This window comes from Clostridium sartagoforme (assembly GCF_039521405.1).
GTDB classification, from domain to species: Bacteria; Bacillota; Clostridia; order Clostridiales; family Clostridiaceae; genus Clostridium; species Clostridium sartagoforme.
The window spans coordinates 44,593-61,983 of record NZ_BAAACH010000038.1; the positions used below are offsets into that span (position 1 = coordinate 44,593).

15 protein-coding genes and 1 tRNA gene are annotated in these 17,391 nt (G+C 26.1%); 12 read left to right on the top strand and 4 right to left on the bottom strand.

Translation table 11 applies throughout. From position 1 onward, the window contains the following. Positions 1-57: 57 nt before the first annotated feature. The gene (locus ABDZ60_RS15720) at positions 58-2,175 is read right to left on the bottom strand and encodes a sensor histidine kinase (protein WP_343779343.1); all 2,118 of its coding nucleotides are present in this window, start codon (positions 2,173-2,175) and stop codon (positions 58-60) included. A 340-nt stretch (positions 2,176-2,515) separates the two neighbouring features. Here ABDZ60_RS15720 and ABDZ60_RS15725 point away from each other — a divergent pair, with 340 nt between their 5' ends. From ABDZ60_RS15725 to ABDZ60_RS15735, 3 genes are all read left to right on the top strand, one after another. Beyond that, positions 2,516-4,126 carry a methyl-accepting chemotaxis protein gene (locus ABDZ60_RS15725; protein ID WP_343779345.1) on the top strand — a complete coding sequence of 537 codons (1,611 nt, stop codon included), beginning with the start codon at positions 2,516-2,518 and terminating at the stop codon, positions 4,124-4,126. 117 nt (positions 4,127-4,243) lie between these two features. Continuing rightward, positions 4,244-4,915 carry a hypothetical protein gene (locus ABDZ60_RS15730; protein ID WP_343779348.1) on the top strand — a complete coding sequence of 224 codons (672 nt, stop codon included), beginning with the start codon at positions 4,244-4,246 and terminating at the stop codon, positions 4,913-4,915. A 134-nt stretch (positions 4,916-5,049) separates the two neighbouring features. Beyond that, complete coding sequence (locus tag ABDZ60_RS15735) at positions 5,050-6,144, top strand: PQQ-dependent sugar dehydrogenase (RefSeq protein WP_343779350.1); 1,095 nt, start codon at positions 5,050-5,052, stop codon at positions 6,142-6,144. 86 nt (positions 6,145-6,230) lie between these two features. On the opposite strand, the gene ABDZ60_RS15740 is transcribed toward ABDZ60_RS15735, so the two are convergent. From ABDZ60_RS15740 to ABDZ60_RS15750, 3 genes are all read right to left on the bottom strand, one after another. Beyond that, entirely contained in the window at positions 6,231-6,548 is a 318-nt protein-coding gene (locus tag ABDZ60_RS15740) for a hypothetical protein (protein WP_016207215.1), read from the bottom strand. A gap of 82 nt (positions 6,549-6,630) precedes the next feature. Beyond that, the gene (locus ABDZ60_RS15745; RefSeq protein WP_016207214.1) at positions 6,631-6,948 is read right to left on the bottom strand and encodes a hypothetical protein; all 318 of its coding nucleotides are present in this window, start codon (positions 6,946-6,948) and stop codon (positions 6,631-6,633) included. A gap of 145 nt (positions 6,949-7,093) precedes the next feature. Beyond that, positions 7,094-7,176, bottom strand: a tRNA-Leu gene (locus tag ABDZ60_RS15750). A 244-nt stretch (positions 7,177-7,420) separates the two neighbouring features. On the opposite strand from ABDZ60_RS15750, the gene ABDZ60_RS15755 reads away from it, so the two are divergent. From ABDZ60_RS15755 to ABDZ60_RS15795, 9 genes are all read left to right on the top strand, one after another. Further along, positions 7,421-8,113 (top strand): iron-sulfur cluster assembly scaffold protein, encoded by a 693-nt coding sequence (locus ABDZ60_RS15755; RefSeq protein ID WP_016207213.1) that lies wholly within the window; start codon positions 7,421-7,423, stop codon positions 8,111-8,113. 20 nt (positions 8,114-8,133) lie between these two features. Then, positions 8,134-9,132, top strand: a complete 999-nt coding sequence (locus ABDZ60_RS15760) for a GGGtGRT protein (RefSeq protein ID WP_016207212.1) — start codon at positions 8,134-8,136, stop codon at positions 9,130-9,132. Between the two features lie 396 nt (positions 9,133-9,528). Then, complete coding sequence (locus ABDZ60_RS15765; RefSeq protein ID WP_423219288.1) at positions 9,529-10,818, top strand: NCS2 family permease; 1,290 nt, start codon at positions 9,529-9,531, stop codon at positions 10,816-10,818. A 298-nt stretch (positions 10,819-11,116) separates the two neighbouring features. After that, on the top strand, positions 11,117-12,535 hold the full coding sequence (locus tag ABDZ60_RS15770; RefSeq protein ID WP_343779354.1) for an amino acid permease: 1,419 nt from the start codon (positions 11,117-11,119) through the stop codon (positions 12,533-12,535). 143 nt (positions 12,536-12,678) lie between these two features. Beyond that, positions 12,679-12,966 carry a hypothetical protein gene (locus ABDZ60_RS15775; protein WP_016207209.1) on the top strand — a complete coding sequence of 96 codons (288 nt, stop codon included), beginning with the start codon at positions 12,679-12,681 and terminating at the stop codon, positions 12,964-12,966. A gap of 58 nt (positions 12,967-13,024) precedes the next feature. Next, positions 13,025-13,912, top strand: coding sequence for a LysR family transcriptional regulator (locus tag ABDZ60_RS15780; RefSeq protein ID WP_047000774.1), 888 nt, complete (start codon positions 13,025-13,027; stop codon positions 13,910-13,912). 107 nt (positions 13,913-14,019) lie between these two features. After that, the gene (locus ABDZ60_RS15785; protein ID WP_047000775.1) at positions 14,020-15,072 is read left to right on the top strand and encodes a YeiH family protein; all 1,053 of its coding nucleotides are present in this window, start codon (positions 14,020-14,022) and stop codon (positions 15,070-15,072) included. Positions 15,073-15,240: 168 nt separating this feature from the next. Then, complete coding sequence (locus ABDZ60_RS15790) at positions 15,241-15,933, top strand: response regulator transcription factor (protein ID WP_016207206.1); 693 nt, start codon at positions 15,241-15,243, stop codon at positions 15,931-15,933. Between the two features lie 106 nt (positions 15,934-16,039). After that, positions 16,040-17,353 carry a sensor histidine kinase gene (locus tag ABDZ60_RS15795; protein ID WP_172655010.1) on the top strand — a complete coding sequence of 438 codons (1,314 nt, stop codon included), beginning with the start codon at positions 16,040-16,042 and terminating at the stop codon, positions 17,351-17,353. Positions 17,354-17,391 lie beyond the last annotated feature (38 nt).

The window sequence follows — 17,391 nt, forward strand, 5'->3', positions numbered from 1 at the left end:
TATAAAAATATATACTAAAAAAGTAGTTTGTTTGATACAATTTTCAAATATTAGTATTTAGAACAATTCATATATATCAGATAGTTCTCTTAGTATTTTTTCATCATCAATAAAATGCTTAAAATCAACATCGATTGAATCATTAACTTCTAACATATTAGAAAAGGTTATTACAAATTCACAGCCATCAGTATAGTCTTTGTTAAGATAGATATATCCTCCCTGCATTTCCACCAACCCTTTTGTTATTGATAAACCTATTCCACTTCCTTCTGTATTTCTAGATAAAGTTGTATCTACTTTAAAAAAGCGGTTAAAAACTAAATCTTTTAAATTATCAGGTATTCCAATACCATCATCTCTCACAATTATTTTTAAATCAAAATTTGTTTTATCAAGTTTAACTAGTATATTTCCATTAGTTCTAGTAAATTTAATAGAATTAGATAATAAATTTAATAATATTCTTTCTAATGCATAAGGATCTAGCTTCATATATAAATTTTCTATGTTAGTATCAAAAATAATATTAAGGCTTTTATATTTAGTGTACGGGATTACAGATAATGTTAAATTTTCTATAAAAGGTACTATATCTAAAGGAGAGGTATTCAATTGTACAGATCCAGAATCTATCTTGGTTATATCTATTAAATTATTTATGAGCTTTAGCATTCTCAAACAATTTTGTTTTATACTTCTTTCATATTTAAAAAAGCAATCTTCAATATGATATGAATCCTTATCTTTTAAGGAACTCATAAGCTGAACATAAGAATAAATTATGTTGACTGGAGTTCTAAGTTCATGACTAAGATTAGAAAAAAAGTTATTCTTTACAGAATGATAGCTTTTGGAATTCTCATAGTCCTCAAATAATCTAATAAACAAATCATGATTTTTGATTTTGTCATATCTTTCAATTATATAGTTAGACTTCTTAAAATATATGAGAGATTCCTTAAAATCAGAAAGAGCTTCATAATCTTTAGATATTAGCTTAAAAGAATTAATAGTTCTTCTATCCTGAAACTTTTCAGAATAGAGTAGCGATTTCTTATGATGAAATAAAGCATTTTTATAATCTTTTAATTTAAAGAATACATTACCATATGAAATTTCCAGCCAATAGCAAAAGTCCATAAATCTAAATTTGGAAAGATTACTTTTATAAATGTATGAAGCATTGTCTAAGTAATAAAATAAATCAGTTAAAGGATTAATATCTTTTGATATTTTAAATTTAACTTGTAGTAAATTATATTTTGCTAAATAAACATCAAAGTAAAAACTTTCTATCTTGTATAATTCTTTTTTGTAAAGTTCTAAAAATTCTTCTATGATTTCAGAATTTTTATTTAAGTTTATATAAATTTTAATGATCTCATTATATATCTTTATTTTTAAGGGACATGGTAAAATTTCATTAAACTCTCTTATTATAAAATTCAATATTTCTAAACTATCATTAGTTTTATCGGATGATCTATAAGTTTTAGCAATATAGAAATTGATTAAAATTTTTAATTTATCATCTTTATTTTCTTTAGCTATTGATAAGCCTTTTTTAAAAAGCTTTATAGCAATATTATTTAAATTTAGATATTTAAAATAAATAACGCCAAGCTTTAGATATGCTTGAGAAGAATAAGAATATTCTGCTTCAGACAAAAGTCTAAAGGCATTATTAATATTAATATATACTGAAGAATCAAATTTACATATTTTCAATTTTGTAATAGATACATTAATATAAAGAAAAAGTAATGATTCATTTTGGAAGTTGCTTTCTAAAAAATTAATTGCTAAATCAAAATATTTCTTACTATATTCAAAATTATTTAATTTTAAATATAGAATTGAAAGCATAGAATAAATATTTCCTGCAATGAATACATTTTTTATAGAATTTATATCTTTAAGTAAATCTTCAAATATTTCAATAGCAGAGAAATAGTCTTCCATTTTATCTTTACATAATCCAATTATAAATTTAACTAGTGTTTCGTCATCAACCTCAAGTATTTCATTAATTAAGATATTTTCCATATTATCATTCAAATCTTTAATGTAATGATTTTCTACAAAAAAATCAGGAGTAAAGAATAAGGAATTTACTGTATCAACATAAGAATTATTAATATTGTTAATTATACTTTTATGATTAATCTCCATTAATGTCACCTCCTGTGAAAAACGATTTAATATTTATAATTTTACCATTAATAGAAGTTTTTGTAAATATTTATAGAAAAATATTAGAAAAATAATTATTTTGTAATAAATATGTATAGTTTTAAAAATTTTTTTATATAGTTTTAACAAATACATAATTTAAATTTAATTTAATATTTATAAAATTAATTAAGGAGTTTATCAAATAAAGAAATTTTAGGGGGAGATTTAAATTAAAAGTAATGTATATAATATTAAAAAATACAATAAGCAAAAGGATAAAAAATATAGAAATATAGTAAATAGATTAATAATATTAATAAATATATTAATATTATTAATGATATTTTTAGGTGGACTAGGTGTTTATGGAATACTATTTGGGAGAAATAGTTTAGAGAAACTACAAATAGAAAATAAAAAATTAAGTACTTTATATGAAATAAATTATAATATTAATAGTTTAGATAATATTATAACTTATGTAATAGATGAAACAAAGGTATCTTCTAAAGGATATTATAAAATAAGATATAATAATATAACACAACAAATACAAGAAAAGATTAATGTATATGAAGATAAGAATTATACAAAAGATATAAATAATTATTTTATTAAACTAGAAGAGCTAATTAATATTATAGATAATAAAAATTATATTGAGGCTAATGAATTTTACAAAAAAGAAATAACCAACGAAAAAATTACAATTGAAGAAAAGAGTAGTGAATTGCTTAAGAAACATAGTTTGAATGTAAATATATTATCTAATAAGTATAATGATGAATCTAATATAATAATAGTATTAAATTTAATAATGATTATCATAGCTATACTATTATCATATTTCTTACTAATTAAGTTAAAAGAAAAATTAAGCAGGCAATTGAAAAATATTAGTTCATATGCCAAGGCTTTAGGCGAAGGAAATCTAAATTATAGAATGAAAGATTATTATAATGATGAAATTGGAGAAGTTATAGAAGAATTAAATTTAGCTATAGAAAGTATAAAAAATATATTAAACCAAACAAAGAAAATGGTTTATACTAGTAATGAAAATAGTGAGAATAATGTAATTTCATCAGATAAAATTAAAAAAACAATAAGTTTAGCTAAAAAAGATACATTAAATACATCTGATAAAGTTGCGATGTTAAATGATGATTGTGAAACTGCAGCATGTAAGATACAGGAGATAATAGCAGTTACTAAGGTTATAAGTAAAGAAATAATCAAAAATTCTAATAATGCAAATGATATGAGTAAAAAAGCAATACAAATAGAAAAATTGAGTTTAAAATCTGTAGAAAATGCATTTAATATATTTGAAACTAAATCTAAGCATATAGAATTATCTTTAGAAAGAGGAAAGATAATAAAAGAAATAGAGAGTATGCTGAAAATAATAAATTCTATTTTTAAACAAATTAATCTATTAGCTATTAATGCTTCAATAGAAGCAGCTAAAGCTGAAAATAGTGGGCATGGTTTTTCAATAATTGCAGAGGAGATTAGAAAATTATCAGATGAAACAGAATTGAATTTAAAAAATGTAAAAGAAACTATATTAAGTGTTATATCTGTATTTAATGATATATCTAGAGATTCAAAAGATTTAGTTAAATATTTAAATTCAAAAGTTAAAGATGACTATAATTTACTAATAGACATTTCAAAGTCTTATGGTGAAGATATGAAACTATTATCAGAGGAATCGATAAAAATTAACAACTTAACAGAGAATATATTTGCTTATATGGGGGAAATAGGAGAGAAAATAGAAAATATAGCTATTTCTACTAGTGATATACTTAGTAATTCAAAAGATACTAATTCAGACATGTGCAAAATTGAAGAATTTATAAAAGGATTAGGAGATTCAATTGAAAATGAAAAAATAGTTTTAAATAAACTGAACCTATCATTAAATAATTTTATTATTTAAATTTAATAATTGAAAAAATAGGTATTTAATAAAGTATATTAGTTCATTTGTATTATTTACTATATTCTGATAAAATATAGTAAATAAGACTAAAAAATATAAATTGGAGTAATGATGATGAAACTTATTAAAGGCTTAATTAAAACAATTAATAGTAACTTTAAAATAAAATTAGGAATATGTATAGGTTTAATAACAGTCTTTGCAGCTGTAGTTATAAGTGGTATGATTTATTCTAATAAAATAAATAAAATAAATTTATCTTTAAAAATATCTACTAATAAAACTAATAATGAAAGAGATGTTAATAAAGATAAAATATTAGAAAATGAAAAAAAGGAAAAGATAAAGTTGCTAAAAAATAAAATAAGAGAATTGGATTCTAATATAGATATAAGCAAAACAGAAAATAATCTTGATAAAGACTTATTGTTTTATGAGAATTTATATAATGATTTATTAAAGAAAAAGGAAGAAGCTATTATAGAAGATACAAATACAGATGAAACAATATATAATGAATCAATCCCTGTTATAAATGGAAATAATAATGAGAGCGGTTATAATAATATAAATGATAATCAAAATGAAGAGCCGGTAATAAATGAAGATAATAATCCAAATTCAAATGAAGAGGAAAAGGAACCGGAAAAGGAACCAGAAAAAGAAGAAGTAATAGATGAAACAGATACTAATGAAAATGAATCAAAGCCAGACGATGAGAAAAATCCAGAGAACAACACAAATACTGAAGAGAATCAAGAAGTTAAGCCTAATACAGAGGAATAAAAAATAAATATAATTAGAATCTATTTTTATATAACTTTTAAAAAACTTAAAAGGAGCATTTTAATAAAAATATCATAGTATAAACAAAGTGAATGTTTATACTATGATATTTTTTTATGATTGGAGGAAATGGTATGAAAAGAATAATCTACAGTCTTTTGTCTGATATGATGTCACGAAATTTAACAAATGCTAAAACAAGTATATCTCCTTCAGAAAAATTCCCTTATAAAGTAGAAGTAATAGCAGAGAATTTGAACATACCTTGGGCAATTGATATAAGTGATGAAGGAAAGTTATATTTTACTGAAAGAGTTGGAAGTATTAGGGTAATTGAAAATGGTAATCTTAATTTTAAACCAGTAATTACATTAAAAGAACCTTTCATAAGCAGAGGCGAAGGTGGATTGATGGGAGTAGTTTTAGACCCAAGTTACTTACAAAATCACTATATATATGTAATGTATTCATATTTAGAAGACAATAAAGTTTATAATAAAGTAGTTAGATTAATTGAAAATAATAATAAAGCATTTATTGATAAAGTAATTTTAGATAAAATTCCAGGTGGGAGAATTCATAATGGTGGAAGGCTGAAGATAGGTCCAGATAAAAAGTTATATATAACAACGGGAGATGCTGGAATTCCTAATTTAGCACAAGATTTAACGAGTTTAGCAGGAAAAATATTAAGAGTTGAATTAGATGGAAGTATTCCTAAAGATAATCCAATTATTAACTCATCTATTTATTCTTTAGGACATAGAAATCCTCAAGGTTTAGCATGGAATTCAAATAACATATTATATGAAGCAGAGCATGGACAAGCAGCTCATGATGAAATAAATATTATAAAGGCAGGAATAAACTATGGGTGGCCTATAGTACAGGGAAATGAGGTATCAAATAATATTTTATCACAAAAGCCTTTAATACAAAGTGGAGAAGAAACTTGGGCTCCTTCAGGTATTACATTTATAAGTCAAGGGCCTTGGAAAAGTAGATTGCTAGTTGCAAATTTAAGAGGAAGTCAATTGCTTAGTATTTCATTAAATGAAGAAGGAACAATGGTTACAAATGTTGAATCTATAATGAAAAATGAATTTGGACGGTTACGTGAAGTTGTTGAAGCAAAAGATGGATCAATTTATATAACAACAAACAACAGAGATGGAAGAGGAAATCCAAATATAAATGATGATAAAATTATAAAATTAACTCTTAATTAAATAGAAGTATTTATGTTTATATAAAAATAATAATAAGTGAGTTGTCTAAAGATAGATTACTCACTCATTTTTTAAAAATAAAAATTTTATGATAAAACAACCGAACCATTTCCTATTATTACTATTCTATAATGAGATGATAGTGGGTACAATTCGTACTTAGGTGAATTAGGTAATAATTTTATTGATTGTAGAATAGTTTCATCATCATTAAAAATAATAAAGTAAGCAAAATTATTATTTGATGAATTTGAAACATATTTTAAACTACTTAAGGGAATATCAAATTTACTTGCTTCATATACTCCTTCAGTAAGTAGAATAGGTTCAGCTTGAGGTTCGGCTTTAACAATATTAATAGCTAAAGTTAAAGAGATTAGCAGCATAGTGATAAATTTTTTCATTATAATAACCACCTTTTATAAATATTGTAATTATAATATTATATAGAATTTATTTTAATTGATTATTAACATATAAATTTAATTAAGATAAGAATGCATCCCCATCTCCAATCAATATCATTTTAAAATTAGGTTCTAAGTCGTTTAATCTATACTTTGCAGAATTAGGTGTCATTTTTATTGTTTGTATTACAGCTTGCTTATCATCCAAGACTATAAGGTATAGATTTTTATCCTTAGAAATATTTTGAACTGTGGTAATAGTCCCTAATGATCTATTAATAGAATTAACATCATATATACCTTCTTTAAAGATATTAGTACTAAGTTGAGGGTCTGCTCTAACAATATTAAAATTTATAAATAAAGAAATTAAAATAAGAACAATAAATTTTTTCATAAAAATAACCACCTTTCAAGATTATTTTGACCATGAAATATTTAAATATACAGTAATTTGCTAAGAAATATAAATATATCTAAAAGAAAAATGACTTTATCAAAAGGTAATTAAACCTAGTGATAAAGTCATTTCTTATAATTATTGGTGCCGGCAGAGGGAATCGAACCCTCACGGTTTCCCGCATGATTTTGAGTCATGTGCGTCTGCCAGTTCCGCCATGCCGACTGGCTGCAAAAATTATTATAGCAGAAATGTATTTGAATGGCAAGTATTAAATTTTTATGGCATAAAAGGTATATTTTTTATAATATAATATTGTTTGGATTTATTACATCTGTTATTATAGATGTAGGATAAATTTAACCCAGAGGGGCTATATTTGTCCCGATTACTTGTAGTCTACATACTTAACGAATTGTTATAAACATAATAAGACTATAGCAATCTATAATTAGGGAGGAGATATAATATGATGTATTCAAGAGAAGTGGAAGAAATGTGCATTGTTGCCAAAGGACCAAATCATGGACCAGCACCAATTCCTGTTGAAGGAAGATGGGTACAAGCTAAAGAGGTTAAAGACATTTCAGGATTAACTCACGGTGTGGGTTGGTGTGCACCTCAACAAGGAGCTTGTAAATTAACTTTAAATGTTAAGGATGGAATAATTGAAGAAGCATTAGTTGAGACTATAGGATGTTCAGGTATGACACATTCAGCAGCAATGGCTTCAGAAATATTACCAGGAAAGACAATACTAGAAGCATTAAATACAGATTTAGTTTGTGATGCAATAAATACAGCTATGAGAGAATTATTCCTTCAAATAGTTTACGGAAGAAGCCAAACTGCTTTCTCAGAAGGTGGACTACCAATAGGAGCTGGACTTGAAGATTTAGGAAAGGGGCTTAGATCACAAGTTGGTACTATGTATGGAACAGTTGCAAAGGGAACAAGATACCTAGAAATGGCAGAAGGATATGTGACAAAAGTTGCTTTAGATGCAAATAATGAAATCATTGGATATAGATTTGTACATTTAGGAAAAATGATGGAAATGGTTGCTAAAGGAATGGATGCTAACGAAGCAATGGAAAAAGCAACAGGTCAATATGGTAGATTTGACGAAGCAGTTAAAACTATTGATCCAAGACACGAATAGTTTGAAGGGGGAAAAGTATTATGCCATTATTTGAAAGTTATGAAAGAAGAATAAATCAAATCATTCCTGTATTAGAAAAATACGGAATGAGTAAAATAGAAGATGCAAAAACAGTTTGTGATGAAAAAGGAATAGACGTTTACGATATAGTAAAATCTACTCAACCAATCGCTTTTGAAAATGCTATGTGGGCATACACTTTAGGTGCTGCTATAGCAATTAAAAAAGGATGCACAAAAGCAGCAGAAGCAGCAGAAGCTATAGGAGAAGGCTTACAAGCTTTCTGTATTCCAGGTTCAGTTGCAGATGATAGAAAAGTTGGTTTAGGACATGGTAACTTAGGAGCTATGCTTTTAAGAGAAGAAACTAAATGTTTTGCTTTCTTAGCAGGACACGAAAGTTTTGCAGCTGCAGAAGGTGCTATAAAAATAGCTGAAAAGGCTAATAAAGTAAGAAAAGAGCCATTAAGAGTTATATTAAATGGTTTAGGAAAAGATGCTGCATTTATAATTTCAAGAATCAATGGATTTACTTATGTTGAAACTAACTTTGATTTCTTCACAGGTAAATTAGAAATAGTTAGAGAAGTTCCATATTCAAATGGACCAAGAGCTAAAGTTAAATGTTATGGAGCAAATGATGTTAGAGAAGGTGTTGCTATAATGCATCACGAAGGAGTTGATGTATCAATCACTGGTAACTCAACTAACCCAACTAGATTCCAACATCCAGTTGCTGGAACATATAAAAAAGAATGTGTTGATCAAGGAAAGAAATACTTCTCAGTAGCATCAGGTGGTGGTACAGGAAGAACTCTTCATCCAGATAATATGGCAGCAGGTCCAGCATCATACGGTATGACAGATACTATGGGAAGAATGCATTCAGATGCACAATTTGCAGGATCTTCATCAGTTCCAGCTCACGTTGAAATGATGGGTCTTATCGGAATGGGTAACAACCCAATGGTAGGAGCTACAGTTGCTGTTGCAGTTGCTATTGAAGAACATTCAAAGTAAGGCTACTCTAAGTTCATACTTAAAATAAAACATCCCAATTTGATAAAAATTTGGGGAAAAATAAATAGATAAATTAGTCCCGTGTTTAGCAAATGGCTTTATGCGGGGCTTTTTTCATGACTTTTTTATTACTTTTTAGGTGCTATATTATTATTTAGTAAATTGGCAATTTACTAAAATCATATTTGTGAATTAAAGTATTAATTACGAATTATAATAATAGATAAAATAAAAAAGTGTAGTTAAGAAAATGTTATCACAAAAAATATTATAAAAAATATTAATAATATTCGTTTTATACTTGGATTTTGTCGGAATTTAGTGTATTATAGTTCAGGGATTTATAAAATAATACGAAAGAGGGATAAAATGAAAACAATATTTAAAAATGATGGAATGGTTGATAATTATTTTGGTATAACTAAAAGTGGATCAAATATAAAAAGAGAAATTATAGCAGGAATAACTACATTTATGACTATGGCATATATATTAATAGTTAACCCTTCAATACTTTCACAAGCAGGAATGGATAGTGGGGCTGTATTTACAGCAACTGCAATTTCAGCAATTATTTCAACCTTAATAATGGGAGTATATGCTAAGCTTCCGTTTGCTCAAGCACCAGGTATGGGATTAAATGCTTTCTTTGCATTTACGGTAGTTATTGGAATGGGGTACTCATTTCAGTTTGCATTAACAGCCGTATTTTTAGAAGGTATAATATTTATTTTACTTACTGCTTTTAATGTTCGTGAAGCGATAGTTGATTCTATACCAGAAAATATTAAAAAGGCAATCTCAGTTGGAATAGGTTTATTTATAGCTGTTATAGGACTTGAAGGAGCAGGCGTTATTGTTAAAGGTGAGGGAACATTAATATCACTTGGAGATATAACAAAAGGTCCAGCGTTACTTGCAATTATAGGAATAGTTATAACAGGAATATTAATGGCGAGGAATGTTAAAGGTGCATTATTTATAGGAATGATAATAACAGCTATAATAGGTATTCCAATGGGAATAACAAATTTACCAGATGCCATTATAAGTGCCCCACCATCAATTAGTTCTGTATTTATGAAATTTGAATGGCATAATATATTTTCAATAGACATGCTAATTGTCTTATTTACATTATTATTTATGGATATGTTTGATACAATAGGAACACTAGTTGGAGTTGCAACAAAAGCCAAGATGTTAGATAGTGAAGGAAAAGTTCCGAATATTAAGAAGGCACTTTTATCAGATGCAATTGGAACTACTTTAGGAGCTTGTCTTGGAACTAGTACAGTAAGCACATTCGTTGAAAGTGCTGCTGGGGTTGCGGAAGGTGGAAGAACTGGATTAACAGCAGTATCAACAGCAATTATGTTTACATTAGCACTATTCTTTGCACCTTTATTTGGAGTTATTACATCAGCAGTAACATGTAGTGCTTTAGTATTAGTAGGCTTATTTATGTTAGAACCTATTAAAGAAATAGATTTAGAGGATTGGACAGAAGCGCTACCTGCATTTTTAACTATAATAATGATGCCTCTAGCTTATAGTATTTCAGATGGAATGGTATTTGGAGTTTTATCATATATAATACTTAAGTTATTTACAGGAAAATATAAAGAACTAACTATTCCAACTATAGTAGTAGGAGCAGTATTTGTTTTGAAGTTTATGATATAAATAATAAAATAGCTTTATAAAAACTATAAAGAAATAAAACTTTATAGTTTTTATTGTTTTCAAAATAGTGATTCTAATTTATACATTTTATAATATGATAAGAATTTTTAGGGAATTATAATAATATATTATGAAAAAATAATAAAAAAATTAATATTATCAATAAAAGATTAAAAAAATGTTAATATAATAAAAATATGTAAATGAAAAAAATATTTATTATTGTCGGAAGATACTGGTGTTGGTAAAATAATTATGGATTAATGATTTAATACTTAATATTTTAAGGAGGCGCGTTATGGGAGAAGACGCTAAAAAAATTAGGTGGTACAATCTGGCATTAATGGCTTTTGTATCAGTTTGGGGATTTGGAAATGTAGTAAATAATTTTGCAAATCAAGGATTAACTGTAGTTGTATCATGGATATTAATAATTGGTTTATATTTCGTTCCATATGCTTTGATGGTAGGGGAACTTGGATCAACTTTTAAAGATGGAAAAGGAGGAGTAAGTACATGGATTAGAGAAACCATGGGTCCAACTTTAGCATATTTTGCAGGCTGGACTTATTGGGTAGTACATGTACCTTATTTAGCTCAAAAGCCACAGGCAGTTTTAATAGCTCTTGGATGGGCTGTAAAACAAGATGGAACTTTTATAAATAATATGAATACACTTGTAGCACAAAGTTTAACACTAGTTGTATTTTTAGTATTCTTATGGGTAGCATCTAGAGGGGTTACATCTTTAAAGAAAATCGGGACTATAGCAGGTACTTCTGTATTTGTAATGTCTATGTTATATATCTTATTAATGGTAGCAGCACCTGCTATAAGAGGAGTAGAGATAGCTACTACCAATATAACAATACAATCACTTATACCTAAATTTGACTTCACATATTTTACAACATTATCAATGTTAGTTTTTGCAGTTGGAGGAGCTGAAAAAATTTCTCCATATGTAAATAATATGAATAAGCCAAGCAAGGAGTTTCCAAGGGGTATGATAATTTTAGCAGCTATGGTTGCTGTCTCAGCTTTACTTGGCTCAATGGCTATGGCAATGATGTTTGATGCAAATAATATTCCAAAAGATCTAATGATGAATGGTCAATATTATGCATTTAAAATGTTAGGCGAATATTATGGATTAGGAAATACATTTTTAATAGTGTATGCAATAGCTAATATGCTTGCACAAATATCAGCATTAGTATTTTCAATAGATGCTCCTCTTAAAGTTTTAATTGGAGATGCTGATAAAAATTATATACCAAAAAAATTAACTAAAACTAATAAATACGGAGCTCCTATAAATGGATATCTTATGACAGCTATTTTAGTTGGTATATTAATTATGGTTCCAGCTTTAGGAATCGGAGATATGAATGCTTTATTTGATTGGTTATTAAAGCTTAACTCAGTAGTAATGCCATTAAGATATTTATGGGTATTCTTAGCGTTTATAATGCTTAAAAAACTTTCAGACAAGTTTAATTCAGAGTACAAGTTTGTAAAAAACAAGAGTATAGCATTGGGATTTGGAATTTGGTGTTTCTTCTTTACAGCATTTGCTTGTATAATGGGGATGTTCCCAAAAGGAGTAGAAACATATTCAAGTGCTTGGTGGTTCCAAATCTCTCTTACTGTATTAACAATTTTAGTTTTATTGGGATTAGGAGCTATTTTACCAAAAGTTGCAAAAAAAAAATAAATCTATATAACAAAAAAACTATAAGGTATAACAAACCTTTTAAAGAAATATTGGTTATCTCTTATTGAAAAGACTTTATTACTGTGGTATAATATATTCATAGTAGTGGAAAATAACAATATGAAATAAAGAGGTAGTTTATTATGAATAGTGGATTAAAAACAGGGTTATACATAATAGGTAGTTTTTTAATAATTGGATTAGTTGCATCTGTAGCTATTCAACTTTTGATATGGATTTTACCTATTATAGTAGTTCTTTATGTTATATTAAAAATAAGCAAATATTTTTCGGGTAAAATTGGTAGAAACTCAAACAATACTAATTATACTTCAGAATTTGACTCTAATTTTAGTGATGAAAATTCAACTAAGATTGATGATTCTTCTAATGAAGTAATAGATGTAGAATATGAAGATATAAGTAAATAGTTATTTTAGAACTCAGCAATTGCTGAGTTCTTCTATTTAAAACAAGGGGGGGGATATTGTGAACTTTAGAAAGCTTAAGATATTCTATGAAACTGCTAGATATTTAAATATGACAAAAGTAGCAAAAGAAATGTATATAAGCCAACCTTCAATTAGTCAAAGTATAAATGAGTTAGAAGCAGAGCTAGGTGTAAAGCTGTTTGATAGAATAGGGAAAAAGCTATATTTAACTCATGAGGGACAAACTTTTTTAAATTATACAAGAAGAATTTTGAATTTATATGATGAAGGTGTTAAAAACTTAAGAGAATTCACATATAGTAGAAAAGGTAAAATTAGTATAGGTGCAAGTACCACTATAGGAATATATATACTTCCAGAAATAATTAAAGACTTTTCTAGTGAGTTTAAAGATATTGAAATATCTCTAATAATTGAAAATACAAAAAATATTGAGAAATTGATTCTTGAAAATAAAATAGATTTTGCATTTGTTGAAGGAGAAATTTATTGTAATGAAATAATAAAAGAAGTTGTATGGAAAGATGAGTTAGTATTTATATGTGGAGATAAAAACAACTTAAGAAATTTTGAAATAGTTCCAGGAATAGTACTAGAGGAACAAAGATTAATTATGAGAGAAGGGGGAAGTGGGACAAGAGAACATACAGAAGGTTTTCTGAAAAAGAATAAAATAAAATTTAATACCTTTTTAGAATTAGGAAATACAGAAGCAATAAAAAGAACTGTTGAGGCAAATTTAGGTGTGGGATGCGTTTCATATAGAGTTATAGAGGATAAAATTAATTTAGGAAAATTATTTAGTTTTAGAATAAAAGAAGGAAAAATTGAAAGAGATTTATATTTAATAATACATAAGGATAAATTTATTTCAAACAACATGAATTTATTTGTAAATTATACTAAAGATAAAAAATATATATAAGTAAAAACCTATTGTTATTATAAAATAATGATATTTCACCTTTCAAAAAAAGTTATCTATAATAGGATTCATAATAATAGTTATATGGATTTTGAGGTGAATATATTATGAAGAAAGTTATAAGTATAATACCTGGATTATTAGTTTGTTTAATTATAAGTGCTATTTCAAAAATATTAGGTGGAAAATTTTCAACAATAGGAGCAGCAAGCTTTGCTATATTTATAGGAATAGTGTTAGGAAACACTATATTTAAAGAAAATAAATATGAAAATGGTACTAAGTTTGCAGAAAAGGATCTTTTAAATTACTCTATAGTTCTTATGGGAGCTAATTTGAATTTGAATGAAATATTACAGCTTGGATTCAATGGACTTATATTTATTATCTTACAAATGATTTTAACAATTACAATAACATATTGGATAGGTAGGAAACTAAAATTCAATAGAAAATATTGTTTACTTATGGCATCAGGAAATGCAGTTTGTGGTTCATCTGCAATAGGTGCAACATCTGCAGTTATTAAGGCTAAGAATTCTGATAAGGTAATATCTATAACAATAGTAAATATTGTAGGTACTGTCTTAATGATTTTATTACCTTTAATAACCGCAAATTTATATAAGAATGAAATATTTCAGACATCAGCAATGATTGGTGGTATCTTACAATCAGTTGGACAAGTAATAGGCTCAGCAAAATTTATTTCAGATGATGTAGTAAAATTATCAACAGTATTTAAAATAATAAGGATTATATTATTAGTAGTTGTAGTATTGTTTTATGAAAAAATAGACTTCTCTAGAGATGAATTTTTGGAAGAAAAACTAAATAATGAAATTATTAGAGAAGAAAATATCAAGGAAAAACATATAAAAAAAAGAAAACTAAATGTTCCTTGGTTTATTAATGGCTTTTTTATAATTTGTATATTATATACTGTAGGGGTTGTGCCTCAATTTATATCATCTATGTTTAAATGGATTAGCGGTAATTTTGAAGTTATAGCACTGGCAGGAATAGGAATGAGGGTCAAGATAAAAGATTTAATGAAACAAGGGCCCAAAGCAATATTATATGGGGCACTAGTAGGATTCTTGCAGATAATGTTTGCTATAATTCTGATATCAATTTTTTTATTACCTTTTCAGATATAACATAGTATAAACTATACAAGAATATAAAGATAAAATTGTTATTGTTGAACTTTCAATTCAAAATAATTAAAAATTAAAGATTGAAATTCTCTTAAAAGTATTGTGAAAATTAGAAAACTAGTAAAAAATTAGAAAAGAATATATAATGTTAATAAAAGAGGTGATACTTTGAGAGAAAATATATTAATAATTGAAGATGATGAAGATATAAGTCAGATATTAAGATTTTCATTAACTAGAGAAGGATATAAAGTTAAAATAAATGATAATGGATTAAGAGTAGAAGATGATATACAAACATTTAAACCAAATTTAATATTATTAGATATTATGCTAGGTGATATAGATGGATTTTCTATTTGTAAAGAAATTACAAATTATAAAATACCTATAATTATGATTACAGCACGAATTGATATTACAGATAAGATTCTTGGTCTTGAATTAGGCGCTGATGATTATATTACGAAACCTTTTGATATTAGAGAAGTAATAACAAGAATTAGAGTGGCTTTAAGAAGAAAAAAAGAAATTACAAATCAAAAGAATAAAGAAAATGTTTCTAGTGGAAATATTAGTATTTCTGAACAGAGTAGAATTGTAAAATGTAATGGCGAAGAAATAAAACTTAAACCAAAGGAATTTGATCTTTTATTATTTTTAGTCAAAAATAAAAATAGAGTTTATTCAAGAGATGAGTTATTAAATTTAGTTTGGGGATATGATTTTATTGGAGATACAAGAACTATAGATGTACATATAACAAGATTACGACAAAAGTTAAAAAAGGAGATTAACATAGAAACAGTTTTTGGAGTGGGTTATATGTTGAAAGAAAGTGATGCTAACAATAAGGCGTAAATATGGAATAGTATTATCTGTAATTTTTATTGTATTAATATTTATCTCCAATATAATATTAAATAAATTTTTCTATAGAAATTTTAAAGAGTATATCACAAATGATATGGAGAAAAATTATGAGGTTTCATTTAGCAGTTTAAATGATTATTTAGCCATAAATAATATTTATAAAAATGAAATGACAGTAAGTGATTTAAATAATAGTGTAATTAACTTTATTTTAAACAGAGTTTATTGCCAAGGAGCATTATATGACCTAGATGGTAACTTATTATTAAAAGGAACAGTTAATGAAAGCGAATTAGACTTAAATGTATATGGAATATCAGAAGAAACCTTGAAGATAGTTAAAGATAATAAGGCTATTATAGATATTGAAAGAAGGTCTAATGGTATTATTGGAAAAGTAAGTTACTTAATATATGGTAAGGATAAACAAGCTATAGGGGTTATGATGTTAGCCAATAACTACGAAAAGGAGTATATAAGAAATCAAAACATAAATGAATTAGTTAATTATATATTTGCTGGGCTTTTCTTAATTATACTAATTTCGATATATTTTTTATCATCAAAGATAGTTAATCCTTTAATACTTCTTAAGAATAAAGTTTCAGAAGTAGGAAAAGGTAGTTATCCTTCCAAAATTGATATTACTTCAAATGACGAGGTAGGAGTTCTGGTTGACTCATTTAATTCAATGAGTGAAAAGTTAAAAAAGAAGGATGAGCAAGAAAAAAATATATTTAGAAATATAACTCATGAGTTAAAATCACCAATTACTAGTATTTCAGGATATGCACAAATATTAAGTGAAGATAATTTTCAAGATGAGGAATTTAAGGCTATAGCTATAAAAAGAATTGTTTTTGAGGCTAATAGAATGAATGAGTTAGTAGGTACACTTTTAGAGATTTCAAAGCAAATAAGTGACTTAGAAGATTACTCCTTTGAAAATGTTAATTTAAAATTTATTTTAAATGATATAATACAAACTAATTTAATAAGTGTAAAGGAAAAGTCATTAGAAATAATTAATCAAACAAATGATATTAGTATAAAGGGCAATAAACAATATTTATATATATTAGTAAATAACTTAGTAGAAAATGCAATAAAGTATTCAAATGATAATAGTAAAATAATTATTGAATTGAAAAATATTAATGAACATACGATTTTTTCAGTTTTATCAGAAGGAAAGGTTATTCCAATCGAGAAGAAGGAAAGAATATTTGAACCATTTGTTAAAGTTGATGATAGTAGGAAAAACAAGAAAAATTCTCATGGATTAGGCTTATATATTTGCAAAAATATAGCAGAATCGCATAATGCAACAATAGAAGTAGATGTAGATGGAAATAGATCTAAATTTACCGTAAAATTTACACATTTTAACACTTTAGAAACATCTTAATATTATTCCAATAATAACTAATTATTATAATGAGTATA